The sequence below is a fragment of the Candidatus Palauibacter soopunensis genome, from assembly GCF_947581735.1.
GTDB classification, from domain to species: Bacteria; Gemmatimonadota; Gemmatimonadetes; order Palauibacterales; family Palauibacteraceae; genus Palauibacter; species Palauibacter soopunensis.
On record NZ_CANPVT010000053.1, the window covers coordinates 75,138 to 100,049 of the forward strand.

A 24,912-nucleotide genomic window follows, 5' to 3' on the forward strand; every position below is an offset into this window, starting at 1 on the left:
GGAAGAGGGCGGCGACCGACCGGGAGGTGATGGGATGACGACACTGTTCTTCGGAGACATGCTCCCCCCGTCACGCGAGGCCGAGAGTCGCCGCGAACACGTCCTCGTCGGCACCGCCACTCCCGTCAAGCTCGATGTCCGGCCGATCGAACACCACCTGACTCCCCGGGGCAGCATCTGCATCGGAACCTTCCACGAAGACAGGCCGATCGGGCGCTGCGCCATCCCCCGAGACAGCGTGAAGGACTTCCTCGAGATGGACCTTTTCGACAGGCCGGTCGCGCTCGCGCTGAACGTCCGGAAGGGTGGTCCCGGCATGGAAGGCAGCCTGCTCGCGCTCGTGCCCATGGACCGGGCGTCGCCGGGCGGATCCGAGCGGGATGAGCCGTGGAGGGCCAGCGTCCCCGGCGCGGCGTACGACGACGCGATCAAGGCGGGCAGCGACGCCTCCGGGTCCACTCAACTGGTCGGGATCTTCCTCGGCGAGGTCGTGCGTTTCGAGGGCGACCGGCGGGAACCGGCGTCGATGCTGCGCGAAGCCGCCGACATGCTGGCGTGTGTCATCCGCGGCCAGGTGGACAGCGTCGGTGGCCGTGTGATCGAAGACCTGACCGCGCGCCCGGAGGGCTGACTCTTCCGGCACTCCGAAGTCAGGAAAACGGCTCGCCGTTGAAGCAGACATCCGTTCCCGGGCGACACCGGCACGAAGTCCGCGGAGGCAGGGCCGGAAGGTCGACGCCCAGTGCCGCCAGCGCCAGGTCGGCCAGCACCTCGGCGAACGTTTCATCGTCGTGCGGTACGCCGACGCGGCGAAACTCGAGGCCGAGTGCGGCGGCGTGCCCAGCGAGATCCACGTCCAGTTCCATCAGCGTCTCCGACTGCTCGTGCATGAAGCTGATGGGGTCGACGAGGATCTTCGCGACGCCCGGGAGGTGCTCCAGCGCGGTCTCGATGTTCGGCGGGGTCCATTCGATCCGCCGGTTCGTGTGGTTCTGGTAACCGAGCGTCCACGTGTTTACGTCCAGGGCGCGGGCCAGGGTTGCGCACCACTCCTCGACGTATTCCACGTAGCGGCTGCCCTCTTCGATGTACCGAAGCGGGGTGCCATGGGCGCTGAACACGAGACGGACCCCCGGATCGGTCAGGCTCCAGCCGGCTTCCGCGGCGGCGCGGCGGATCGCATCGGCGCGAAGACGTACGTAGAGGGGATGACGATGCCACCCGGTCACGCCGCGCACCTCGGGGCGCCATCCGATACGTTCGAGCGCTCTCTCGACTTCGTTCAGCGCCGCGACCGTGGTCGAAGGGCCGCAGAGCGGGTAGACGGGCAGAGGAACGACTGCCGCCGCCCCCGTCTCGCGCAAGCGGCGCAGAGCTTCCTCGATCGATGGCTCGGTGAACTGCATACCCACGGTCACGCTCATCGGGTGGCCACGGGTCTTCAGCGCCCGGTCGAGCGCGGCGCCCTGCGCCTCCGCCTGCCGATCGAGCGGTGAGCCACCGATCCTTTCGTAGACTTCGAGCAGACCGGGCGTCCGCCGCCGCGCAAGCTCGCGGCTTCGTGTACGGGCCGCCGCCATGTCCGTGTGCGGCTCCAGCCGCGCGTTCGCCAGAAAGATCCGCTCCAGGAAGCGGGTGACGGCGCCCGGGTCCGCTCCTCTCGGTTCGCCGAAGTTCAGGAGGAGGACGGCGGGTCGGGGTTGGAAGTTCGCCATCGCTCGAACATATCGGCGCGGTCCCCGGCTTGCCCGCGCCGGGAGCGTTCCGAACGTTGCCGCCTCCTTGCCGAACGCTGGAAGGGGGGAGGCATGCGGGTCGGAATCATCGGCGGAGGGATCACCGGGCTGGCGCTCACGCACGCCCTGGCGCGGCGTGGCGTCGACTCGATCCTCTTCGAGGGGGCCGATGACGTCGGCGGGGTGATCCGCACCTCCCGCCACGACGGCCGGGTCGTCGAACTCGGCCCCCAGCGGACGCGGCTTTCGCCCCCGGTGCAGCGACTCGTCGACGAACTGGAGCTTCGGGGGGAGATTCTGAAGGCGCGGCCCGGAGCGCGGCTGTTCATCTGGGCCCGTGGCCGCCTTAGGGCCGTGCCGCACCGGCCGCGCGGGCTCCTGACGGGCGACCTGCTATCGCCGGCGGGCCGCGTCCGCGCCGCCCTCGAACCCTTGACCCGGGGGATTCGGCCGCCGGAGTCCGTGGCCCGCTATTTCCGCCGCAAGGTCGGGCGCGAGGCGTACGGGCGGCTCTTCGGTCCCCTGATTTCCGCGACCTTCGGATCCGATCCCGAGACGATGCCGGCGGCGCGCGTCCTCCCGATGCTCCTCGGGCCGCTGGGCGTGAAGCGCAGCCTGCTCGCCGCGGCTCGGCGCTGGGAGCCGGCCGCCACCGCGCCCGCCTTCACGTTTCGGGCCGGCATGGCGACCCTCCCGCGCGCGATCGCGCGGCGGCATGCGGAACGGATCCGCGTGTCCACACCGGTCGAGGACATCCGACGCTCCGGTCGGCGATTCGAGATCGGCCACGCGGGCGGGTGCCCGGACTCGGAAGCCGTGGACCACGTGGCGATCGCTACGCCGGCCTCCGCCGCGGCGGATCTTCTGAGGAACGTCGCGCCCGCGGCCGCGGACCGTCTCGCGGGGCTGCGGTACCACCGCGTGGCCGTGGTGCCGCTGGAAGTGGAGAGCGCGCCCGAAGGGTTCGGGTTCCAGGTCGCGCTGGGAGAACGGTGGCGTACGCGCGGGGTGACGTGGAACGCCTCGCTGTTCGGGCGCGACGGCGTCTGCACGGCCTATCTGGGCGGCGGCCTGGACCCTGGTGTGGCCGCATGGGACGTAGCCCGACTCGAGCAGACCGCGGCGGACGAGTACGAGGCGATCCATGGCGTGGCGGCGACCCCGATCCGCGTGGCCCGGCCACGGCTCCCGGCGTATGACGGCTCGTGGACCGCGCTGGATGGACTCGATCTTCCTCCCGGAATCACGCTCGCCGCCGGCTACACCGGACGGCTGGGCATATCGAGTCGGATCGCCGAAGCCGAGTCGGTGGCGGAGGGTCTCGCCGCTGGCGCCTGAGGTCGTCCCGGCTGCCGGCGTTCCCGCGCGGGAACGCCCTCAGCGGTTCTTGTCCGGCGGATTCCAGCGCCGCACCTCGTCGACGACGGCGCCGATGACCTCCGGATCGGAATCCGGGTGGAGGCCGTGCCCGAGGTTGAAGACATGTCCGGGCCTGCCACCGGCTCGGCGCAGCACATCGCGCGTACCCGCGCGCGCCGCCTCGTCGCCCGCGAGAATGCAGGCCGGGTCGAGGTTCCCCTGTATCGCGCGCTCCGGCCCGATGATGTCCCATGCCTCGTCGAGGGGCGTGCGCCAATCAACGCTGATCGCGTCGCCTCCCGCCTCCGCCACCGCGGCGTGTGTGGCGCCATAGTGCACGGTGGGGATCCCCTTCTCACGGAGCCGTTCCAGCAGGCGGCGTGAGTACGGAAGCACATGCGTCCGGTACCTGTGAGGGTCGAGGATGCCGCACCAGGAATCGAACACCTGGATCGCGCTGGCGCCGGCCTCGTACTGGGCGATCGCGAACTCCGCCAGGTGTTCGGCCCAGAACCCCGCGAGCCGGTCCCAGAGCGCCGGGGACCGGAGCATGAAGGCCCGCAGTTGCGCGAGCCGGCTGTCGCGCGTGCCGCGAGCGAGGTACGAACACAGCGTGAACGGGGCGCCCACGAAGCCGATGATCGGGCGCTCTTCGTCCGCGGCGAGGACGCGGATCGCCTCGAGCACGAACGCGAGGCGGTCGCGCGGCTCGAACGGGCGCAGGCGTTCCGCGTCGGCGAGGCCGCCCCAGGGGGGGAGGGGAACGGGCCCGACGCCGGCGCGCAGTTCGATCTCGATTCCGGCAGCCTCGAATGGCGTCGACAGATCCATGAAAAGGACGAGCGCGTCGACATCGAAGTACTCGAGCGGGAGTCGCGTGACCTGCGCGGCCGCCTGCGGGTCGCGTACAAGTTCGAGAAACCCGCGCTCCCGTCGGAGTTCGCGATAGGCGGGGAGGGAGCGTCCCGCCTGCCGCATGAACCACACCGGCGTCCGCTCCACGGGTTGGCGCGCGAGCGCGCGCAGAAGGAGATCGTTCATGGCCCGCCGATGTTACCCCGTCGCATGCCGAGCGCCAAACCGCCCGGTTGGACCCGTGGGCGACCTGTCGTAGCTTTCGGCCGACGACCTCGGATCTCTCTCGGGAGAAGCGATCATGAAACGCAGTGACCTTCGCACGCTCCTTCTTTCCGCCGTCCTCGGCTTCCTGCACATCGCGAACGCGGCCGCTCAGGAACCGGCGTTCGATATCCTGCTGCGTGGCGGACGCGTCCTGGACGGCACGGGGAATCCATGGTTCCGCGCGGATGTGGGGATTCGCGACGGGCGCATCCTCCGCGTCGGGGATCTGGCCGACGCCACGGCCGACCGCATGATCGAACTCGATGGCCGGTACGTCGTCCCCGGCTTCATCGACATTCATTCTCACGCGGACCAGGGACTCGACGCGGAGGGAGACGCCGGAAGCGAGGGTGCGCGCCGCCGGGCCGCCCCGAACCTCGTGAGTCAGGGCATCACCACCGTCGTCATCAACCAGGACGGCGGGGGGCAGTGGCCGATCTCGGACCAGCGCGGCCGCCTGGAGTCCCGCGGCCACGGCCCCAACGCGGCGCTTATGGTCGGGCACAACACGATCCGCCGCATGGCGCTCGGCGACGATTTCATGCGGCCATCGACCCCGGCCGAGGTTGAGCGCATGACGGAGATGGTGGAGCAGGGGATGGCGGAGGGCGCGTACGGCCTCAGCGCCGGGCTCGAGTACGTGCCGGGGATCTGGAGCGAGACGTCCGAACTCTTCCCGCTCGTCGAGGCGGCAGGACGGGGCGGCGGGATCTACATCGTGCACGAACGCAGTTCGGGTATGACGCCGATGTGGTTCTGGCCGAGCCAGGACGATCCGGGGCCGCCGACGATGATCCAGACGGTCCTCGAGGACATCGAAGTCGCGGAACGCACGGGCGTGACGACCGTGGCAACCCATATCAAGGCCCGCGGAGCGGATTTCTGGGGCGCGGGAAGGGCGCTCGTCGACCTGATTGAGCGGGCCCGGGCGCGCGGAGTTCCGATCTTCGCCGACCAGTACCCCTACAACACGACGGGAAGCGATGGGAGCACCGTGCTCCTCCCCCGCTGGATCTTCCCGGGCGGCGGACCGGGCGGGCGTCCGGGCGGCCAGGAAGCGGTCGACTACGCCGCGGTGCTGACGTATGCGCTCTCCGATCCCGAACGCGGCGAACGGGTCCGCCTCGATATCGCCCACGAGATCAGCCGCCGCGGCGGGCCCGAGAACCTCGTCATCATGGACCATCCCGATGAGACGCTGGTGGGCAAGACGGTGGCCGAGTTGTCGGCCGAATGGGACGCGTTCCCGGTCGAGGTGGCGATCCGGCTGCAGCTCGAGGGCGACCGCGCGAGACCGGGCGGGGCGCGCGTGCGGGGGTTCTCCCTGTCCGAGATCGATGTCGAGGAGTTCTCGGCTCATCCGTGGCTTGTGACGGCGTCCGACGCCGGGATCTCCCTCCTGGACGACGGACCTGTGCATGCGCGCTTCTACGGCACGTTCCCGCGCAAGATCAAGCGCTACGCCATGGATCTCGGCATCCTGTCGGTGGAGAGCGCGGTGCGCTCGATGACGAGTCTCCCGGCGCAGGTCATGGGGCTCCGCGACCGGGGTCTCATCCGGGAGGGAATGGTGGCGGATATCGCCGTGCTGGACCTGGACGAACTTCAGGACAACGCGACGTTCTTCGAACCGCACCAGTACGCGTCGGGCGTGGACTATGTGCTGGTGGGCGGCACCTTCGTAGTCGACGCGGGTCGGCTGACCTGGGCGCTGCCGGGAGCCGTCCTCACGCCGGAGGCGGATGATGAGAGCTGACCGGACGACGGGTGGGTGGAGTGCTGTCGCGCTCGTTGCGCTGATGGGACTCGGGTGCGCCGCGGGCGACGACGCGTCCGAAGCCGCCGGGGGCGCGGCGGACGGTGACCTGGCCGCGAGCGCCCCGGATGGGGTGCCTTCGGGCGCGAAGCCCGCACCCGGCAACGTGTTTCGCACCCTGGACGGCGGCGAGGCGAGCCTTCGCGATCTGCGCGGCAACGTGGTCGTCGCGAACCTCTGGGGTACGTGGTGCCTCCCGTGCCGCGACGAGCTGCCGGAACTCGTGGAGTTGGCCCGCATCTACGACGACCGACCCGTCGTCATCCTGGGACTCGCCGTCGACTCCGGCGACGTCGATGAGATCCGTGACTTCCTCGAGGACTTCGGCGTCGAATACCCCAACTGGATGATGGGGATGGATGACGCCGTTGCCACCTTCGGAGCCGTCGGGTTTCCGACCACGGTGATTGTGGACCCGGAGGGCTGGATCCGTAAGGAACTCCTCGGTCCCCAGACCGCCGCATCCCTGACGGAGGAGATCGAAACCCTCCTTCGCTAGCCCAGTTGCTGACCCTCGTAGAGGCGGGCGTAGAGTGCGCAGCGGCCGATCAGCGTGTCGTGCGGGCCGCTGTCGACGAGGCGCCCCCGATCCAGGACGAACAGTCGATCGGCACGCCGCACCGTGCGCAGGCGGTGGGCGATGATCACGGTCGTTCGCCCGGTGGAGGCGAGCTGCAGCGTCTCCTCGACCAGCGCCTCGCTTTCGGCGTCCAGGCCGCTCGTCGCCTCGTCCAGGATGAGGATCTCGGGTCCCTTGAGGAGGACGCGGGCGATCGCGATCCGCTGACGTTGCCCGCCGGAGAGCCGGACCCCGCGCTCGCCGACCCGCGTGTCGTAGCCGTCCGGAAGCCGCTCGATGAACTCGCGCGCGTGCGCCGCCGCCGCCGCCTCCTCGATCGCCCGGCGGTCCGCGTCCGGCCGCCCGTACGCGATGTTCTCCCCGATCGTGCCGGCGAAGAGCGGGTGGTCCTGCGGCACGATGCCGATCCGCGATCTCAGGTCCGCGACGCCGCAGTCCCGAACGTCGGTCCCACGTACGCGCACGCTCCCCTCGGTCGCATCCCAGAAGCGCGGGATCAGTGACGCGAAGGTCGTCTTCCCGGCGCCGCTCGGACCCACGAGCGCGACGACTTCGCCGGGCGCGACCGTGGCTCCGATCCCCTCCAGGGCCCACGGTTCGTCCTCGCCGTAGCGGAACGAGACGCCCTCGAAAACGATTTCCGGCGGTCCATTCCCCGCGAGCGGTTCCGGGGCTTCCGGCTCCACGATCTCGCTGCCGCAGTCAAGGAGATCGAAGACTCGGCGTGCGGCGCCCTGCGCCTCCTGGTAGGAGCCCCACAGCGACGCGAGCGCCATGATCGCCGCCGCGACGGAAAAGGCGTAGAGGAGGAACGACACGAGTTGCCCCGCGGTGATCTGCGCCGCCAAAACCAGCCGCCCGCCCTGCCAGAGGACGACCACGATGCCGCCGAACGCGACGACCGTGAGCACGCCGAAGAGGACCGCCCGCACGACCGCCCGCCCGAGCGCCGCCTCGAGCGCCGCGGCGATCCCGGCCCGGTAGCGGGCCTCTTCCCACGCTTCCCGGACGAACCCCTGCACGACCTCGATCTGGCCGAAGGCTTCGTCCGCGACGGCGTGCGCGGCGGCGAGACGGTCCTGGACCTCCGTGCTCCGCCGCCGCAGGAGACGGCCGAGGGCGAAGCCGGCGAGGACGACGATGGGGGCCACGGCCAGCGTCGTCAGCATCAGTTGCCAGTGCAGGAGCGTGAGCAGGATGACGGCACCGACGAGGAAGAGGATCTGCCGCACGAGTTCGGCGATCTGGTGCCCCATGATCTGCTGGAGCGTCGAGCAGTCGGAGGCCAGCCTCGACGTGAGTTCGCCGCTGGCTCGGCCCGAGTGGAAGCCGGGAGGGAGCCGGACGAGTTTGGAGAAGAGTTCGTCGCGCAACTGCGTCACGACCCGTTCGCCCGTCGCCCCGAGCCAGTAGGTCTCTCCGAAGTTGAACACGCCCTGCAGCGCGAAGAGTCCCAGCAGTCCGAGCGCGATCGCGCCCAGGAGGGCGGGGTCGCCCTCGCCGAAGGCCGCATCCATCAGGTAGCGGACGATGAGGGGGAAGGCGAGCCCGATCGCCGTGCTCAGGAGGAGGCAGATCCCGGCCCCGGCGAGCGCCGGGCGGTGGGCCCGCAGTCTCGGGGCGAGCCGCTGGACGGCGAACATCGAAATACGTGCTCCGGAGTCCGACATCGCGCTTGGCCTCTCCACCGTCCCCGTCTATCTTCCGCGCCCCGGTGACTCCGGGAGGGACCGAAGTTCGCACGGGTCACGAAACCGGCGCAAACGCACCCCGGAACCCCTCATGCCATCGCCTCCTCTTCAGAGCGGATCGGGGCGCCACGCGCGGATCATCGCGGCCTGGCTCCTCGTCGGCTGCGCACTCGTCGCGGCGACACTCGTCGTTGGAGGCGTGACCCGCCTGACCGGATCGGGCCTCTCGATGGTCGACTGGGAGCCGGTGAGCGGCGTCATCCCCCCGATGAGCGCCGAGGGCTGGGAGCGCGAGTTCGCCGCCTACCGGGACTCTCCGGAGTACCGGCTCGTGAACCGGGGGATGTCGCTGGGCGAATTCAAGCGCATCTTCTGGTTCGAGTACGCCCACCGGCTGCTGGGGCGCGTGATCGGGCTCGTCTTCATCGTCCCCTTCGCTGTCTTCCTCATCCGCCGGATGATCCCGCGGTCTCTCATCCCGCGCCTCCTGCTCCTGTTCGCGCTGGGCGGCGCGCAGGGGCTGCTCGGCTGGTGGATGGTGCGGAGCGGACTCGTCGACATCCCTCGCGTCAGTCCCTACCGGCTGACCGCGCATCTCGCGCTCGCCGTCCTCGTCTACGCCCTCACGCTCTGGACCGCGCTCTCGCTGCTGCGCCCCGGGGCGGGGAAAGGCGACCCGGAAGCCGCTGGGGGCGCCCGTCTCCGACGCGGAGCCGCTCTCGTGGTCGGCCTCGCCGCGCTCACCCTGCTCTCGGGCGGATTCGTGGCCGGGCTGGAGGCGGGACTCGTCTACAACACATTCCCCCGGATGGGGGACGGCTGGATCCCGCCTGACCTCTTCGGGGCGTCCCCCTGGTGGCTGAGTCCCTTCGAGGACCGGACCACGGCGCAGTTCAACCACCGTATCCTCGCCATGCTTCTGCTCGCGGGCGTGACGGCGCTCTGGTGGGCCTGCGCACGGCGCGCCCCGGCTCCGGCGAGGACGTGGGCGCACACGGGCTTCGCGGCGGCGTGGGTACAGGCGGCGCTGGGGGTCGCGACGCTGCTGATGTTCGTCCCCATCCCGCTGGCGGCGCTCCACCAGGCGAACGCGCTCGTCCTCTTCACCGCGCTCCTGGGCCTGGCGTTCGAACTCCGGCGCGCGGATGCCGGCGCCCGGATGGTGCCGGCGGCTAAACGGCCTCCAGCAGCGCCACGTGGCCGAGACCGCCCGCGGCGCATACGCTGACGATCGCCCGCGTCCCGGCCGGGCGATCCGCGAGTTCGAGTACCGTCTGGGAAAGGATGCGCGCCCCGGTGGCGCCGAACGGGTGTCCGAGCGCGACGCTCCCGCCGTTGGGATTGATCCGGTCGCGCGGGAACGTGCCGAGGCCGCCCTTCGCGGAGGAGCGCGCGGCGAGCCACTTCGAATCCTCGAGCGCCGCGACCGTGCACAGGACCTGCGCCGCGAACGCCTCGTGGAACTCCCACAGTCCGATGTCCTCGAGCGTCAGTCCGTGACGGTGCAGCAGTTCGGCGATCGCGAGGGCCGGGGCGATAAGGAGCCCCTCCCGGTCCGGATCGACGGCAGCCTGGCGCCAGTCGAGCAGGCGTGCCCGCGGCAGCGACTCGGGCAGCGACGAGAGTCCCGCCTCGGACGCCACCCAGCACGCCGCGGCCCCGTCCGTCAGCGGCGTGGAGTTGCCCGCCGTGAGCGTCCCCTCGGAGCGGGAGAAGGCGGGGCGGAGGCCGGCGAGCTTCTCCAGCGACGTCCCGGCGCGCGGGAGGGTGTCGCGGTCGATGGGGAAGGTGCCGGGCGTGACGAGCAGCCGCCGGAAGAACGCCCCCTCGTCCCGCGTGGCGCCCTCGTGACTCGCGAGCGCAAAGCGGTCCTGGGCCTCGCGCGAAATGTCCCATTCGCGGGCCATCTCCTCGGCGTGCCGCCCCATCGTCTTCCCCGTCGTTCGCTCCTTCACCGCCGGGGCCGATATCCGGAGGTCGCGGGGGCGGATCCCCGCCAGCGTCCGCACCATGCGCGGCGGGCTCCCCGCACTGCCCACGCGTCGGATCGTCCGGCTGAGTCCGGGCGAGAGTCCAATCTGCGTGTGACTCATCGATTCGACGCCGCCGCAGAGGACGAGGTTCGCCCGTCCCGCGGCGACCTGGCCCGCGCCGTGAGTCGCGGCGGCGATCGAGGTGGCGCATGCCTGGACGATGCCCTGGGCCGGAACGCTCGCCTCGAGGCCGGCGTCGAACCAGACTTCCCGGCCCCAATTGCTCACCGTGAGCGAAGGGATGACCGCGCCCCACAGGAAGAGATCGATCCGCCCCGCGTCCTCGCGGCCCGGACCTCCGTCTCCCGCCACCGTCTGCTGGATGACCGGGGCGGACAGCGCCAGACTGTCAAAGCGCGAAAGTTCGCGATCGATCTTCGCAAATGGACTGCGGAGGCCGGGGAGGACGAACGCGGATCCGGGGCTCATGCGTGGCATCCTATCGGTCGTCCATTCAAGATGGAACAATCCCGGCCGAGGTGCGCAGGCGCGCGGAGCTCGACCGGTTTCCCAACGGAAGAGGAGCCTTCATGACGGTCCGGGTGAGGTTCGCCCCCAGCCCCACCGGTTTCCTGCACGTGGGCGGCGCGCGCACCGCGCTGTTCAACTGGCTGTATGCTCGCCGCGCGGGCGGGACGTTTCTCCTGCGCGTGGAGGATACGGATCGGGCGCGTTCCCGCCCCGAGCACACGCGGGCCATCGTGGACGGACTCGCATGGCTGGGTCTGGACGTGGACGAAGGTCCCGTGTTTCAGGCGGACGGCGTCGAGCGGCACCGGCGCGATGCCCTGAACCTGCTCGGTCAGGGCGCCGCCTACCGGTGCTTCTGCAGCGCCGAGAAACTCGCCGCGCGCCGCGAAGAGGCGAAGCGGGCCGGGTCGGGATTCGGGTACGACGGCCGCTGTGGACGACTGGATGCCGCCGTCTCGGCCGCGCGGGCCGATGCCGGAGAGTCATTCGCCGTCCGGGTGCGGGTGCCGGAGGAGGCGATCGAGTGGGACGACATGGTCCACGGGCCGATGTCGTTCCCCGCCCGGTCTATCGATGATTTCATCGTCCTTCGGTCCGACGGGACGCCCGTCTACAATCTCGCCGTCGTCTCCGATGATGCGGAGGCCGGGATTACGCATGTGATCCGCGGGGACGACCACCTCTCGAACACGCCGAAGCAGATCCTCCTCTACCGGGCCCTCGGCCGGCCGCTCCCCGCCTTCGGGCACGTGCCGCTGATCCTCGGGCCGGACGGCAAGCGACTCTCGAAGCGCCACGGCGCGCTCTCGGTCCTCGCGTATCGCGACGACGGTTACCTGCCCGCGGGGATGATGAACTTCCTCGCGCTCCTCGGCTGGTCTCCCGGGGACGACCGGGAGGTGTTCGACGTCGAAGGCCTGATCGGGGCGTTTTCCATCGGTCGCGTGCTGAAGAAGAGCGCGGTGTTCGACCTGGAGAAGCTCGGCTGGCTGAACGGGCGCCACATCGCGGACGCTCCGGCGGCCGACCTGGCCGCGGCGGTCGTCGAGATTCTCGGCCGGCAGGCGCGGGAGGAGGGGCGGGATCCGGCCGGGAGCCACCCGGGACTCCAGACCTCGCCGGAGCGTCTGGCGCGCATCATCGATCTCGTGAAGGGGCGTCCCCGGACGCTCCCCGCGCTCGCGCGGCAGGTTGCTCCCTTCTTCGCGGTGAGCGTCTTCTACGACGAAGATGCGGTGAAGCGTTTCTGGAAGCGGCCGGAGGAGACGGCGTTCCACCTGCGGCGCCTGGCGGAGCGTCTCGCCGGCGATGCGGCCTTCCGCGACGTGGAGACGCTGGAGTCCGAGGTGCGGGGTCTCGCGGCGGACCTCGAGGTTGGCGCGGGGCGGATCATCAACCCCCTCCGCGTCGCCCTCATGGGGCAGTGCGTGAGCCCGGGGATCTTCGAGGTGCTCGAGGCGATGGGGCGGGCGCGGGCCCTGGCCCGGCTCGCCGCGGCGGTTCGTTTCCTGGAAGCCCGGGTGGCCACGGCGTGACCGGGACGTGGCCGGCGGAGCACGAGGCGCCGATGCGGCGGGCGCTCGAACTCGCGGTCCTCGGCGGCGAAAGCGGGGAGGTACCCGTCGCCGCGCTCGTCCTCGACTCGAAGGGCGAAATCGTGGCGGAGGCGCACAACCGGACGCGCGCCGACTCCGACCCTACGGCCCACGCGGAAGTTCTGGCGTTGCGGGCCGCCGCTGCCCGCCTCGGCGACTGGCGCCTGGAGGGGCACACCCTGTACGCCACCCTCGAACCGTGCGCGATGTGTGCCGGTGCCGCAGTCCTGGCGCGTGTCCGCACCCTCGTGTTCGGAGCTGCGGATCCCAGGGCGGGGATGTGTGGATCGATCGAAAACCTGGTCTGCGACCCGCGGCTGAACCATCGGGTGGAACTCGTGTCCGGCGTGCTCGCCGAGGAATCCGCGCGTCTCCTGCGGGACTTCTTCCGCCAGCGGCGCTAGCTCAGCCCTCGTTGATCCGCAGGCTCGTCGTCTTCGCACGCCGCGCACTCGCCGGCCTGGCAGATGCGGGCACCCTGCACCAGAGCGCCGGCGAGAACCAGGCTGCCGGCGGTCGATGTCGCGGTCTCGGGCAGCGGCTCGAGCCAACCGGCGAGGGAGGCTGCCCAGACCACCGTGCCCCCTGCAAAGGTGAGGATTACGGCCGCGTTCCTGCCGGCGGGGCCCAGCACGAGTATGGCCGCGCCGAGAACGACGGTCCCAACCAGAAAAGCTCGCTCGACGCCTTCGGAGAGCGCGAGCGCCGGCGCCACCGCGACGAGAAACGGCGTAAGCGCACAGTGCACGCCACACCAGGCCGCAGCGCACGCGGCCACACGCGATCCGGAAACCAGATACGCGCTCGACGGGGCGGTTGCCAAAGAGTTTTTCATGGTATCGCGTCGACGCCGGAAGCGAAGAGGGCAGAGCGTGAGAACCGGAGGCGCGATGATAACCGATTCTCACTTACATGTCACGGTGGTGACCCGCGGCTCCGTGAGAAGACCCCGGCTCCGGCGCGACGGCGGCGCGTCAGGTTCCCGCGGGAACGGGCCTCCCCACGAAGCGCAGCACGACGATGACGACGCCGATGCCGAGAAGGTGGGCGATCCAGGGCGACAGTCCGTACGACGTCCCCACATGGCCGAAGAGCATCGCGGCCGCTGCCACGACGAGCGCGTAGGGAAGTTGCGTCCGCACATGGTCCATGTGGTCGCACGCCGACGCCATCGAACTGAGCACCGTCGTGTCGGAGATGGGCGAGCAGTGGTCCCCGAAGACGGAACCGGCGAGGACCGAACTGATCGAACTCACGAGCAGCTCGCCGCCTCCGGCCTCGAAGCCGGTTGCACCGCCGAGGGCGACGCTGAGCGGGACCACGAGCGGGAGCAGGATCGTCATCGTGGCCCATGACGTGCCCGTGCAGAAGCTGACGACCGCGGCCGTCACGAAGGTGAGGACGGGGACGAGTTCCGGCGCGAGGCTGCCTTCGAGGATCTGGGTCAGGTACTGCGCCGTCGCGAGCTGACTCGTCACCTCGCCGAGCGACCAGGCCAGGGTGAGGATCACGAATCCCATCGTCATCGCCCGGATGCCGGTGAGCCATCCGTCGAGCGCCTGGCTCAGCGACAGGATGCGCTGCGTCGTGGCCAGCCCGATCGCGACCAGGCAGCCCGCGAGCGAACCCCACAGGATCGCCTTGAACGGATCCGCCGCGCCGAACGTGTCCCACAGCGAGGCCGGCCCCACGGCGCCGCGGCCGTCGAAGTACAGCCCCAGCAGGACCGTCGCGACCACCGTCAGCACGGGGATCGCCGCGTTGTACCAGCGCAGGGGCACGCCCTCCGCCGCGTCGAGCCCCGTTTCCTCCGAGTTCACCATGAGCTGGGAGCCCGGCCGGAAGACGCCGCCACCCGTGCGCGCCCGCATCTCCGCGCCGTGCATGGGGCCGAAGTCCCGCTGCGAGACGGTGACCGCGGCCACCATGAACAGGGCGAGGATGGGATAGAAGAGGTACGGAATGCTGCTCAGGAACACGGTGAAGGGGCTAGCGGAGGCGAGCGCCCCGGCCAGCGCGGGGTCCGAGGTCTGCTCGGCGGCGATGCGAAGTCCGTCGCGGATCAGCGAGATCTCGAAGCCGACCCAGGTCGACACGAAGGCGATCGTGGCGACGGGGGCGGCCGTAGAGTCCACGAGGTAGGCCAGCTTCTCGCGCGACACCTTCAGCTTGTCCGTGACGGGGCGGAAGGTGTTTCCGACGATGAGAGTGTTCGCGTAGTCGTCGAAGAAGATGCCGACGCCCGCGAAGAAGGTGGCGAGCTGTGCACGGCGCGGCGTGGTGGCCAGCGGCCGCAGGGCTTCGACGATCCCGCGGGTGCCCCCGGAGCGCGACATCACCCCCACCATGCCGCTCAACAGCGCCGAGAACATGAGGATCGACGCGTTGTCGGTGTCGGCGAGCGAGGGCACGATGAACGTGTCCACGGTTCGCCCGAGCCCCGCCAGCGGGTCGAGCCCGGCGATGAAGAACCCGCCCAGCCAGATGCCGAAGAAGAGCGACACGACGACGTGGCGGAAGATGAGCGCGAGAGCGATGGCGATGAGCGGCGGCAGCAGGCTGATCCAGCCCGGGAACCGCGGCGGATCCACACTCGCGCTTGCCGATCCCTGGTCTGAGGCCATCTCCACGGACAGCGGGAGGTCCCCCGCCGCGGCCCGCAGCCCGCTGACCGATGTCTCGGACCGAAGGGGCAGGGCGCCGGCGGCGAGTTCGCGTCCCGAGGCGGATCTCACGCGGTAACGGGCGTTCTCTCCGTCCTCCGTATGGAGCGTGAGAGAGAAGGGAACGTCGGTCAGGACGACCGCGGGTCCCTCCACGGTGAACGAGGGGCCGTCCTGCGCAAGGACGGTGCCGGGAAGCGACGCGGGCAAGACGAGGGCCGGCAGTAGAAGCCACCGTCCGGCGCGCCGGAAAACGTCGGATCGTATGCGCATGCCCGAACCTACCGGGGCCGTCGCGCGAGGGTCAACGCGGGCAGACAGGAGACGGGGCGACGTTGATCGTGGCGGGGGCGCGGCCTATACTCCCGCCCGACCGGGGCCGCCCAGGCACCCAGCCGCCCGCGACGGATCGAGCGAAGCCGAGACGAAACTGACGCATAACGTTCTCGACGAGGCCGCTGCCCGAGGGCTCCTAGCCGAGCTTTCCGCGCAGCTTGACCGGGCGATCGAGCCCGACGCCCGCCTCATCCTCATCGGTATCCACCGCCGCGGCGATTCGATCGCGGCCGAGATCGGCCGTCACCTCGAGCCGACGCGCGGCCCCGTTCCCATCGGTTCGCTCGACATTACGCTCTATCGAGATGATTTCGGACAGGTGGGCGCGCTCCCCACGGTCGGGACGACCCGCATCCCGGAGTCCATCGAAGACGCGCACATCGTCATCGTCGACGATGTGCTTCACACAGGACGAACGATCCGGGCCGCGCTCCAGGAGCTGTCGGATTTCGGACGCGCCCGCCGGATCCAGCTCTGCGTCCTCGTCGATCGCGGGGGACGCCAGCTCCCGATCCAGCCCGATTATGTGGGCCGCGTGATCGAAGTCGGGCCCAACCAGGACGTGTCGGTGCGCGTCGCGGGAACGGACGGCGACTGGGGGGTCGACATCGTCGCTCTCCGCGCCGCGCCGGAGGCGGGGGCATGACGACCCAGGGGCGGGAACTCGGCCTCGGGAAGGACCTCATCGGACTCGAATCCCTCACGGGAGGCCAGATCGAGGCGATCCTCGATACAGCGGAGCCCTTCAAGGAGATCAGCGAGCGCAAGATCAAGAAGGTGCCGGTCCTCCGCGGACAGACCATCGTCAACCTCTTCCTCGAACCCTCGACCCGGACCCGCATCAGCTTCGAGTTCGCGGAGAAGCGGCTCTCGGCCGATACGGTGAACATCTCGTCGGTCGGATCCTCGGTGCAGAAGGGCGAGACGCTCGTCGACACGGCGCGCAACCTCGAGGCGATGAGGATTCACATGGTCGTCGTGCGTCACGGATCGTCCGGGGCGGCGAAGTTCCTCGCGGACCGGATTCCCTCCAACGTCATCAACGCCGGCGACGGTCAGCACGAACATCCCACGCAGGCCCTCCTCGACCTGTTGACGATCCGCGACCGGTTCGGGGCCATCGCGGGCCGGCGCGTCTGCATCGTCGGCGACATACTGCACTCGCGAGTCGCGCGCTCGAACATCTGGGGCTTCCTGAAATGCGGAGCCGATGTCGCCGTGTGCGGGCCGCGCACGCTGATCCCGGCCGGCATCGAGGAACTGGGCGTGCAACGGCTGGACTCGATCGACGAGGCGATCGAGTGGTGCGACGTGCTCTACGTGCTGCGACTTCAACTGGAGCGGATGGAGGGAGGCTACGTCCCCTCGCTGCGCGAGTACAACCGCGTGTTCGGCGTCAGTTCCGAGCGCCTCGGCCGCGCCGGCGACGACATGATCGTCCTCCACCCCGGACCGATGAATCGGGGCGTCGAGATCGACTCCGATGTGGCGGACGGTCCGCGCTCGGTGATCCTCCCGCAGGTGACGAACGGGGTCGCCGTGCGAATGGCCGTCCTCTATCTGCTCGCGGGCGGACGCCCGGAGTTGGCCGAAGACGCCAAGGCGGCGGGGCCGTGAGCGGATCGTTCCTTCTCGCCGGAGGCCGGGTGATCGATCCCGCCGCGGGGCTGGACGAGGTGCAGGACGTTCTCGTGGGGGACGGACGGATCGAAACGGTCGCGCGAGGCGTGGCCGGGCCGGAGGGCGTTCCCCGGATCGATGCGCGGGGACTCGTGGTCGCGCCGGGGTTGATCGATGTGCACGTCCACCTGAGGGAACCGGGAGCCGAGCACAAGGAGACCATCCGCACGGGCGCCCAGTCCGCGGCGGCCGGCGGCTTCACGACGATCTGGGCCATGCCGAACACGGATCCGCCGCTCGACGACCCCGCCGCCGTCGGCTTTGTGCGGGAAGAGGCGCGGCGGTGGGCCCGGAAGGGGGAGGGCGGGGCGCGCGTGAGTCCCGTGGCCGCCGCCTCGCTCGGCCTCGCGGGCAAGCAGATGACCGAAATCGGCGGCTTGGTCGAGGCCGGCGCGGTCGCGGTTACGGACGACGGACATCCGATCCACGATCCGGCGCTCATGCGCCGCCTGCTCGAGTACACACAGTCCTTCGGGATCCCCGTCCTTCAGCATGCGGAGGACATGGCGCTCTCGGCCGGCGGGGTCATGAACGAAGGCGCCGTGGCCACCGCGCTCGGCCTGCGCGGGATCCCGAACGCCTCGGAAGCCACTGTCGTCGCCCGGGACATCTACCTCGCGGAACTCACGGGCGGGCATGTACACGTGCAGCACGTTTCCACTCGCGAAGCGGTCGAACTCATCCGCGTCGCGCGCGAGCGCGGAGTGCGCGTGAGCGGCGAGGCTTCGCCTCACCACATGGCGCTGACGGAAGAGGCGGTGCGCGGCTACCGCACCGAGGCCAAGATGAACCCGCCGCTCCGGTCCGCGGCCGACCGCCTGGCCGTACGGCAGGGGCTCATCGACGGCGTGCTGGAGTGCGTGGCCACGGACCACGCGCCACACCACTACGAGGAGAAGGAACGTGAGTTCGACGATGCGCCGTTCGGCATCGTCGGTCTCGAGACCGCGCTCGCCGTGTGCATCGGCGAACTCGTGAAGCCGGGCGACCTCGAGCTCTTCGATCTCATCGAGCGGATGTCCACCGCGCCAGCTCGGTTGATGGGGATCGAGGGCGGCACGCTTCGCCCCGGCAGTCGAGCGGATCTCGTCCTCCTCGATCCGGAGGAGGAGTGGACGGTCGACCCAGGGAGCTTCCGCTCGAAGAGCCGGAACACGCCGTTCAGTGGATGGAAAGTGACGGGACGCGTGAAGCGCACGATCGTCGGCGGCGAGACCCGCTACCGAGATTCATCCCCACCGACCTAGCGGGACCTGTCGCGGCCTGCTAGCTCAGGCCGTTGACGTGTCGTGCCGCTCGCGCCTTTTGACGCGCCGCGGCGTTCGCCTTGATGACGTTCCGGCGGGTCGCCCTGTCGAGAATGCGGTACAGCTCGGACAGCGCCGGCGTCGCCTCGTCGCGCGATTTCGTCGCAAGTAGATGCTTGGTCCTGGTCCGGATCTCGGACCGCACCTGGCGGTTCCGGAGTCTCCTCGCGCGCGACTGGCGCAGCCGCTTCTTCTGACTCTCGTTATTCGGCATTCGATTCCTTCTGTTCTTCTTCCTGTGTGACGGGTCGGCGCGGCGGATCGCAGGCGGCCGCTCCGGATCCGTCCAAAAATCAACGAAAGAACATACCAGACTTGCCGGATACCTCCAACCCGGCGTGTCGGGCGGAACGCGTGTGCCGGGGGTACTCGCCGCGGGTACGCCCGTGCTACATTACGCGCCGACTGGCCGGCGATCCCCGGTTCCCGCCGGCCCGAGCGTGCAGGGAGGTTCCTTGACGGCGGTTCCCAACCGACTTCCAAGCCAGCGGGCGGCGCAGCCGTTCGTCGTGGAGCTCGACCGGTTTCAGGGCCCCCTGGATCTTCTCCTGCACCTCATCCGGTCGCAGGACATCGACATCTTCGATATTCCGATCTCCACCATAACCCGGCAGTTCCAGGAAGCCCTCAGCGACGGCATCGACCGCCTCGAGCTCGATCGCGCCGGGGAGTTTCTGGAGCTGGCCGCGACCCTGGTCCACATCAAGGCGCAGCTCCTGCTGCCGGGGCGCAGCGACACGGAATGGGAAGACGATCCCCGGGCCGAACTCGTCCGGCGTCTTCTGGAGTACGAGCTGTTTCAGGAGATCGCGCGGACCCTGGGCGCCGCCGAACTGGAACGGCGGCGACACATGTCGAAGGGCTTCCTGCCTCCGCGACCGCCGCGCGAGGCCGAGGACCCGGACCTCTCGACGACGCTCGACGATTTCCTTGCGGTGCTCGGCGATATCCGGGGCCCCGATCCCGTGACGAGGCATGTCGCTCCGATCCGCATCGTCCCGGTCGAGGACAAGATCGTCGTCATCCGACACCTGCTGGGCGAGAGCCGGCGGGTGCCGTTCAACCGGCTGTTCGATTCGTGGCAGGAGCGGCAGCATGTCGTCGCGGCGCTGCTCGCCTGTCTGGAACTCGCCAGGCAACAGCTCCTGAGGCTCGAGCAGGTGAAGCGATTCGGTGCGATATGGCTGTTCGGACGCCGCTCGCGGGGTGACGGGGGAGAGGGAACGGCGTGAGCCCCGAGCAGATCGTGGAAGCGGCATTGTTCGCCAGTCAGACGCCGCTCACCGCGCGCGAACTGGCCCGGGCGGACGATGCGCTCGACGTCCGGCGCGTCCGGGAAGCGCTCGCCGCATTGCGCGAACACTACGACACGGACGGACGGGCGTTCCAGGTCTACCAGCTCGGCGACGGATTCCAGATCCTCACGCGCCCGGAATTCGTGCCGTACCTCGAGCGGTTCGACTCGATACCCCGGCCTCCGACGCTTTCCCGCGCCGCACTCGAGACACTCGCGATCATCGCGTACCGGCAACCCATCGGACGGATCGAGGTCGAGGAGATCCGGGGCGTGGCGTCCACTTCGGTGCTGCGAACTCTCCAGGACTGGGAGCTGATCGAGATCGTGGGGCGGGGAGAGGGGCTCGGTCGGCCGCTCCTTTATGGGACGACATCCCGCTTTCTGGATCACTTCGCCCTGCAGTCGCTGGATGATCTCCCCGCGCCCGAGGACCTGTCCGTCGCGCTCGTGCGTGCCGAGTCGGAGGCGTTGACCGAGGGCGCGTTGCCGTTGGAAGACCCGGCCGCAGGCTAGCTGCACCGGGCGCGGACGGCTCATGCGACTGCAGAAGTATCTCGCCAGGGCGGGGGTGGCTTCCCGACGCGGGAGCGAGGAACTCATCGCCCGCGGTCGCGTCCGCGTGAACGGCGAGATCGTGACGAAGCTCGGGACCACGGTGGACCCGAATGCCGCAAGGGTCGAAGTGGACCGCCGCCGCGTCCGCCTGAAGCCGGTGCTCTGGCTGGCGCTCAACAAGCCGCCGGGGTACACGTGCACCCGGCATGATCCCGGCGGGCGTCCGATCATCTACGATCTGCTCCCGGCCGATGCCCGCCACCTGCCTCACGTCGGCCGGCTCGATTTCATGAGCGAGGGTCTCCTCCTGCTGTCGAATGAAGGGGACGTCGTACATCGGCTCCTCCACCCCCGGACCGGAATCGAGCGGGTCTACCACGCGAGACTCCGCGGGCCCGTGACGGCCGAGCTCCCGGATCGGCTGCGGGCCGGCGTGGCGCTCGAAGACGGACCCGCGCGAGCCCGCCGCGCAGGCTGGATCACGCCTCCGCACACGTCGTCGCCCACCGTGGAGATCGTCCTGGCGGAAGGGCGAAACCGGGAGGTCCGACGGATGCTCGCCTCGCTCGGCGTCACGCTGCGGCGGTTGCGCAGGACCTCGTTCGGGCCGATTCGGCTGGGCGCTCTCGCAGCGGGAGCGGCCCGTGAGTTGTCTCCGAAGGAACGGGCGGCGCTCAAGCGGGCGGCAGGTCCCGCTTGCTCCGGGACGGTTCGGGAGTGAACATCGGGCGGCTGGCAGACCGACCATCACCGCGACAGCGAGAAGACGCATGAACGGAGAAGCCGGGACGGCCCAACGGATCTCGGGGGAGGATCTCGAGACCCAGCAGGCCGCGATCCGGGAGGTGGGAACCTTCGTGGCGGAGGTTCGAAACGAACTGGCCAAGCGGATCGTCGGGCAGCATGCCCTCCTCGACCGCGTTCTCATGAGTCTTCTCACGGGTGGCCATATTCTGCTCGAAGGTGTGCCCGGGCTCGCGAAAACGCTCACCGTCAGCACGCTCGCCGAGGCGATCCACACCACGTTCCGGCGGATCCAGTTCACGCCGGATCTGCTGCCCGCCGATGTCGTGGGAACGCTCGTGTGGGAGGAGAAAACGGGCACCTTCACTCCGAAGCGGGGGCCCATCTTCGCGAACATCGTCCTCGCCGACGAGATCAACCGCGCGCCGGCCAAAGTCCAGTCCGCCCTTCTGGAGGCGATGCAGGAACGTCAGGTGACGATCGGCGAAGAGACGCATCCGCTCCCCGTGCCGTTCCTCGTCATGGCCACGCAGAACCCCATCGAGCACGAGGGGACGTACCCGCTTCCCGAGGCGCAGGTAGACCGGTTCATGTTCAAGACCCGGGTCGGTTACCCGGCGCCCGAGGAGGAGAGGTCCATCATGCGGCTCATGGCGGGAGAGGACCCGCCGCCCGTCGAGGCCGTCGTTGAACCGGACCGCATCCTCGCCGCGCGCGCCATGCTTCCGGCGATCTATGTGGACCGGCGGCTCGAGGACTACATCCTCCAGCTCGTGCTCGCCACGCGTGAACCCGCGGCCCACGGCCTCGCGCAATTCGTGGACTGGATCGAATTCGGCGCCTCGCCGCGCGCCACGATATTTCTCGCGAGAGCGGCCCGCGCACATGCCTTCATCGAGGGCCGCGCCTTCGTGGTTCCGGAGGACGTGAAGGCGATCGCCCGCGATGTCCTTCGGCATCGGCTCGTCCTGACCTTCCAGGCCCAGGCCGAACAGATCGATGCCGATCACATCCTCGACCATCTCCTGGAGACCGTGCCGGTGCCGTGAGGCTGCCCGACTTCCTGTGGCGCCCGCGACGGCCGGCGCCGACGGCCGACTCCGGCGCCGCGTCGAAAGAGGTTCGGCGGCTGGAGTTGAAGAGCCGGCGGTTCATGGACAACCCGGCTCTCGGACCTTACCCGTCGCTCTTCCGCGGACACGGCATCGAGTTCTCCGAGGTGCGCGAGTACCAGCCGGGCGATCCGTTCCAGGCGATCGACTGGAAGGTGACGGCCCGCATGCGCCGCCCCTACGTGAAGCGCTTCGTGGAGGAACGGGAGCTTGCCGTCCTTCTCGTCGTCGATGTCTCCGCGTCGAACGAGTTCGGTACGCGGAAAGCCCTGAAGCGCGATCTCGTCTCGGAGGTAGCGAGCACCCTGGCCCTCGCGGCGATGCGTGCGGGAGATCCGGTGGGCATGCTCCTCTTCAGCGACCGGATCGAGCACTACGTGCGGCCGGCGCGGGGCCGCAACCGCAACCTCCGCCTCCTGCACGAACTGGTTTCCGTCCAGCCGGCGGGGAAGGGGACGGACCTCGATCTCGCCCTGACTACCGCGGCGCGCATGCTGACCGTCCGCTCCCTCGTGTTCGTGATCTCGGACTTCGTGGGCGGCGAGAACCTGGCCCGACCGCTGCTGGGGCTCTCGGGCCGCCACGATGTGGTCGCGCTCGCGATCGATGACCCGGCGGAAACGACGATCCCGGCATCGGGCTGGGTGGAAGTCGTAGACCCGGAAACGGGGGACCGCGCCGTCGTCGACCTCGGAGATGCGGCGCTTCGGCAGCGGCTTACGGAGCACTCGACGACGGGGGCGCGGGCGCTGGAACGGCTGTGTGCGCACTGCCACGTCGACCTCATGCGGCTGCGGACCGACACCCCGTATGAGTCCCGGCTCTCCGGCTTCTTCGCCGCCCGGGGCCGGCGGAGACTTCGGTGAGGAGGTCCCGTTGGCTGGTCCGCGCCGCCCTCGGCCTGGGGTTGGGGTTCGTCCCGGGTCTGGCCGCCCAGTCCGCGGTCGATCTCGAGGCGACGGTCCTCCCGGCGTCCGTGCGGGTCGGCGAGGAGTTCACGGTCCGCCTCATCGTCGGGCAGGAGAGATCCGGAGAGGTCCGCTTCCCCGCGCTCATCGACGGGTCGGAGTCGGTCGAGCAGACGGGGCCGGTGCAGATCCGGTCCGTCGAAGAGGGGCGACGCTGGGAAGCGGAGTACACGATTCGCGCGTGGCGCGCGGATACCCTCGTCATCCCGCCGGTGGAGGTGGAACTCGCGGCCGCGGGCGGCGTCGTCCGCCGGCTGCAACCACCGCCCGTCCCCGTCGTGAGCGTGCTTCCGGCCGCGGATGATCCGCTCGAGTTGAGGGATGCCCGACCCCTCCTGAGTTTGCGGGCCCTGCCCTGGTGGCTGCTCGTGCTCGCTGCGGCGCTCGCCGGACTCGCCTGGTGGACCTGGGGTCGCGGCCGCGCCGCCGCGACCGCCGCGGAAGTCCCCCTCGGTCCCGGAGACCTTGCACTTCGCGAACTCGCGCGCCTGCGCGAGGGGTGGGTCGGACAGAAGGTGAGCGGCGACCGCTTCTACGACGGCTACGAGGAGACGCTTCGACGCTATGCGCGTGTGACGCGCGGATGGGCTCCCTCGAAGGAACTCCTCGGGCTCGGAGGTTCGGATGCCGGGCTCGTCGCTGCTCTCCGCCATTCGATTCTGGCCCGTTTCGCGCGCATGCGGACGGAGTGGGAAGGTCCGCTCGGCGACCTGGATGTCGGCGAGGCGTTCGTGCGTGCGGACATGGCGGAGTCGCCTCCGGCCGGTGATTCCGGCGAGCCGGCCGCCGCCGGGGATGACGCCGATGGAGACGTTGCCGGTGAGGCCGATCCGAGCGGAAATGGAGGCCGCACGTGAGCGAATTCGCGCTCCCCGGCTGGCCGTTCCTCCTTCTGCTGGTGCTGCTGCCGCTCGGGTGGGCCCTGATGGGCTCGGGCAGGATCCGTCTCCCGTATCCGGACATCGCCCGTCTCACCGGGTCACGGGGTCGGAGTCGGGCACGGTTCTGGTGGTGGTTCCCGGCCGCCCTTCGCACTCTCGCCCTCGCTCTCGTCATCATCACCCTCGTCAACCCCGTGCGGGTATGGGAGCGCGTGGAATCGGAGCGCGAGGGCGTGGCGATCATGCTGGCGGTCGATATCTCGAGTTCGATGCTGGCGGAGGATTTTCGGCCGGACAACCGCATCGAAGTCGCGAAGAGGGAGGTCATCCGCTTCGTGGAGGGACGGGAGTCGGACTGGATCGGCCTCGTCGCCTTCGCCGGAGAGGCCCTCACGATGGTCCCGGGGACCCTGGACCACGCGGTCGTGGAGAGTGCGGTGGAGCGGCTCGAGGCGGGACAGCTCCGGGACGGGACGGCGATCGGCGTCGCGCTGGCCACGGCGGCGAACCGGCTCCGCGATCTGGAGCCGGAATCCCGCATCGTCGTACTGCTCACCGACGGGGACAACAACAGCGGCGGCATTTCGCCGGAGGAGGCGACGGCCGCGGCCGCCTCCCTCGGCATCCGCGTCTACACGATCGGCGTCGGCCGCGACGGGGTCGCCCCCGTGCCCGTGGCCCGGACCGCCTTCGGATACCAGTACGCGAATATCCGCGTCCACGTGAACGACGAGCTCCTGGATCGCATGGCGACCCGCACGGGCGGCATCTATTTCCGTGCCACCGATCCCGAGGGACTGACGCGGATCTACGAACGGATCAACGAACTCGAGACCACTCCGATCAAGGAAGTACGGACGGAGGAGCGCGTCGGGATGCGACGGGAACTTCTCATCGCGGCGCTCGCGCTCGTCATGCTTGAACTCCTCGTGGCGGCGACACGCTCCCGCCGGGTCTGGACCTGAC

24 protein-coding genes are annotated in these 24,912 nt (G+C 69.8%); 17 read left to right on the forward strand and 7 right to left on the reverse strand.

Features of this window, described 5'->3' with window-relative positions:
• The first annotated feature begins 34 nt into the window (after positions 1–34).
• Entirely contained in the window at positions 35–631 is a 597-nt protein-coding gene (locus tag RN901_RS13735; protein WP_310758866.1) for a hypothetical protein, read from the forward strand.
• A 19-nt stretch (positions 632–650) separates the two neighbouring features.
• Here the strand turns inward: RN901_RS13735 and hemH are convergent, their stop codons facing one another.
• Entirely contained in the window at positions 651–1,715 is a 1,065-nt protein-coding gene (hemH, locus tag RN901_RS13740; RefSeq protein ID WP_310758867.1) for a ferrochelatase, read from the reverse strand.
• 93 nt (positions 1,716–1,808) lie between these two features.
• On the opposite strand from hemH, the gene hemG reads away from it, so the two are divergent.
• Positions 1,809–3,074 (forward strand): protoporphyrinogen oxidase, encoded by a 1,266-nt coding sequence (gene hemG, locus RN901_RS13745; protein WP_310758868.1) that lies wholly within the window; start codon positions 1,809–1,811, stop codon positions 3,072–3,074.
• 39 nt (positions 3,075–3,113) lie between these two features.
• Here the strand turns inward: hemG and hemE are convergent, their stop codons facing one another.
• Complete coding sequence (hemE, locus tag RN901_RS13750; protein ID WP_310758869.1) at positions 3,114–4,136, reverse strand: uroporphyrinogen decarboxylase; 1,023 nt, start codon at positions 4,134–4,136, stop codon at positions 3,114–3,116.
• Between the two features lie 115 nt (positions 4,137–4,251).
• Between hemE and RN901_RS13755 the strand changes: the two genes are divergently transcribed.
• The gene (locus RN901_RS13755) at positions 4,252–5,973 is read left to right on the forward strand and encodes an amidohydrolase family protein (RefSeq protein WP_310758870.1); all 1,722 of its coding nucleotides are present in this window, start codon (positions 4,252–4,254) and stop codon (positions 5,971–5,973) included.
• Positions 5,960–6,532, forward strand: coding sequence for a TlpA disulfide reductase family protein (locus RN901_RS13760; RefSeq protein ID WP_310758871.1), 573 nt, complete (start codon positions 5,960–5,962; stop codon positions 6,530–6,532). Before RN901_RS13755 ends, RN901_RS13760 begins: the two co-directional genes overlap by 14 nt.
• Here the strand turns inward: RN901_RS13760 and RN901_RS13765 are convergent.
• Entirely contained in the window at positions 6,529–8,283 is a 1,755-nt protein-coding gene (locus RN901_RS13765) for an ABC transporter transmembrane domain-containing protein (protein ID WP_310758872.1), read from the reverse strand. The genes RN901_RS13760 and RN901_RS13765 overlap by 4 nt on opposite strands.
• Positions 8,284–8,395: 112 nt before the next feature.
• Here RN901_RS13765 and RN901_RS13770 point away from each other — a divergent pair, with 112 nt between their 5' ends.
• Complete coding sequence (locus RN901_RS13770) at positions 8,396–9,532, forward strand: COX15/CtaA family protein (RefSeq protein ID WP_310758873.1); 1,137 nt, start codon at positions 8,396–8,398, stop codon at positions 9,530–9,532.
• Here the strand turns inward: RN901_RS13770 and RN901_RS13775 are convergent.
• Positions 9,477–10,766 carry an acetyl-CoA C-acyltransferase gene (locus RN901_RS13775; protein ID WP_310758874.1) on the reverse strand — a complete coding sequence of 430 codons (1,290 nt, stop codon included), beginning with the start codon at positions 10,764–10,766 and terminating at the stop codon, positions 9,477–9,479. The two genes, RN901_RS13770 and RN901_RS13775, sit on opposite strands and share 56 nt — an antisense overlap.
• Positions 10,767–10,867: 101 nt before the next feature.
• On the opposite strand from RN901_RS13775, the gene gltX reads away from it, so the two are divergent.
• A complete protein-coding gene (gene gltX, locus RN901_RS13780) occupies positions 10,868–12,343 on the forward strand; it encodes a glutamate--tRNA ligase (protein WP_310758875.1) in 1,476 nt (491 codons plus the stop codon).
• Positions 12,340–12,807: a tRNA adenosine(34) deaminase TadA gene (gene tadA / locus RN901_RS13785; RefSeq protein ID WP_310758876.1), complete on the forward strand. Its 468-nt coding sequence runs from the start codon at positions 12,340–12,342 to the stop codon at positions 12,805–12,807. The genes gltX and tadA overlap by 4 nt, the downstream gene beginning before the upstream one ends.
• Here tadA and RN901_RS13790 read toward each other — a convergent pair.
• Both RN901_RS13790 and RN901_RS13795 read right to left on the reverse strand, forming a co-directional pair.
• Positions 12,804–13,238: a MerC domain-containing protein gene (locus tag RN901_RS13790; protein WP_310758877.1), complete on the reverse strand. Its 435-nt coding sequence runs from the start codon at positions 13,236–13,238 to the stop codon at positions 12,804–12,806. The two genes, tadA and RN901_RS13790, sit on opposite strands and share 4 nt — an antisense overlap.
• Before the next feature lie 139 nt (positions 13,239–13,377).
• The gene (locus RN901_RS13795; RefSeq protein ID WP_310758878.1) at positions 13,378–15,339 is read right to left on the reverse strand and encodes a Na+/H+ antiporter NhaC family protein; all 1,962 of its coding nucleotides are present in this window, start codon (positions 15,337–15,339) and stop codon (positions 13,378–13,380) included.
• Here RN901_RS13795 and pyrR point away from each other — a divergent pair.
• From pyrR to RN901_RS13810, 3 genes are read left to right on the forward strand one after another with little or no spacing between them, the layout of a single operon-like run.
• Entirely contained in the window at positions 15,338–16,048 is a 711-nt protein-coding gene (gene pyrR / locus RN901_RS13800; protein WP_310758879.1) for a bifunctional pyr operon transcriptional regulator/uracil phosphoribosyltransferase PyrR, read from the forward strand. The two genes, RN901_RS13795 and pyrR, sit on opposite strands and share 2 nt — an antisense overlap.
• Positions 16,045–17,019 carry an aspartate carbamoyltransferase catalytic subunit gene (locus RN901_RS13805; protein ID WP_310758880.1) on the forward strand — a complete coding sequence of 325 codons (975 nt, stop codon included), beginning with the start codon at positions 16,045–16,047 and terminating at the stop codon, positions 17,017–17,019. Before pyrR ends, RN901_RS13805 begins: the two co-directional genes overlap by 4 nt.
• Complete coding sequence (locus tag RN901_RS13810) at positions 17,016–18,329, forward strand: dihydroorotase (RefSeq protein ID WP_310758881.1); 1,314 nt, start codon at positions 17,016–17,018, stop codon at positions 18,327–18,329. The genes RN901_RS13805 and RN901_RS13810 overlap by 4 nt, the downstream gene beginning before the upstream one ends.
• A 19-nt stretch (positions 18,330–18,348) precedes the next feature.
• On the opposite strand, the gene rpsT is transcribed toward RN901_RS13810, so the two are convergent.
• On the reverse strand, positions 18,349–18,603 hold the full coding sequence (gene rpsT / locus RN901_RS13815) for a 30S ribosomal protein S20 (RefSeq protein WP_310758882.1): 255 nt from the start codon (positions 18,601–18,603) through the stop codon (positions 18,349–18,351).
• Positions 18,604–18,844: 241 nt separating this feature from the next.
• Between rpsT and RN901_RS13820 the strand changes: the two genes are divergently transcribed.
• Genes RN901_RS13820 through RN901_RS13850 form a run of 7 tightly spaced genes read left to right on the forward strand, consistent with a single transcriptional unit; the run spans position 18,845 to position 24,911 of the window.
• Entirely contained in the window at positions 18,845–19,621 is a 777-nt protein-coding gene (locus tag RN901_RS13820) for a segregation/condensation protein A (RefSeq protein WP_310758883.1), read from the forward strand.
• Positions 19,618–20,199, forward strand: a complete 582-nt coding sequence (scpB, locus tag RN901_RS13825; RefSeq protein ID WP_310758884.1) for an SMC-Scp complex subunit ScpB — start codon at positions 19,618–19,620, stop codon at positions 20,197–20,199. The genes RN901_RS13820 and scpB overlap by 4 nt, the downstream gene beginning before the upstream one ends.
• 22 nt (positions 20,200–20,221) lie before the next feature.
• Positions 20,222–20,962 (forward strand): pseudouridine synthase, encoded by a 741-nt coding sequence (locus tag RN901_RS13830; protein WP_310758885.1) that lies wholly within the window; start codon positions 20,222–20,224, stop codon positions 20,960–20,962.
• A gap of 49 nt (positions 20,963–21,011) precedes the next feature.
• Positions 21,012–22,034 (forward strand): MoxR family ATPase, encoded by a 1,023-nt coding sequence (locus RN901_RS13835; RefSeq protein ID WP_310758886.1) that lies wholly within the window; start codon positions 21,012–21,014, stop codon positions 22,032–22,034.
• A complete protein-coding gene (locus RN901_RS13840) occupies positions 22,031–22,963 on the forward strand; it encodes a DUF58 domain-containing protein (protein ID WP_310758887.1) in 933 nt (310 codons plus the stop codon). The genes RN901_RS13835 and RN901_RS13840 overlap by 4 nt, the downstream gene beginning before the upstream one ends.
• Entirely contained in the window at positions 22,960–23,922 is a 963-nt protein-coding gene (locus RN901_RS13845; RefSeq protein WP_310758888.1) for a hypothetical protein, read from the forward strand. Before RN901_RS13840 ends, RN901_RS13845 begins: the two co-directional genes overlap by 4 nt.
• Complete coding sequence (locus tag RN901_RS13850) at positions 23,919–24,911, forward strand: VWA domain-containing protein (protein ID WP_310758889.1); 993 nt, start codon at positions 23,919–23,921, stop codon at positions 24,909–24,911. Before RN901_RS13845 ends, RN901_RS13850 begins: the two co-directional genes overlap by 4 nt.
• Position 24,912: the final 1 nt, after the last annotated feature.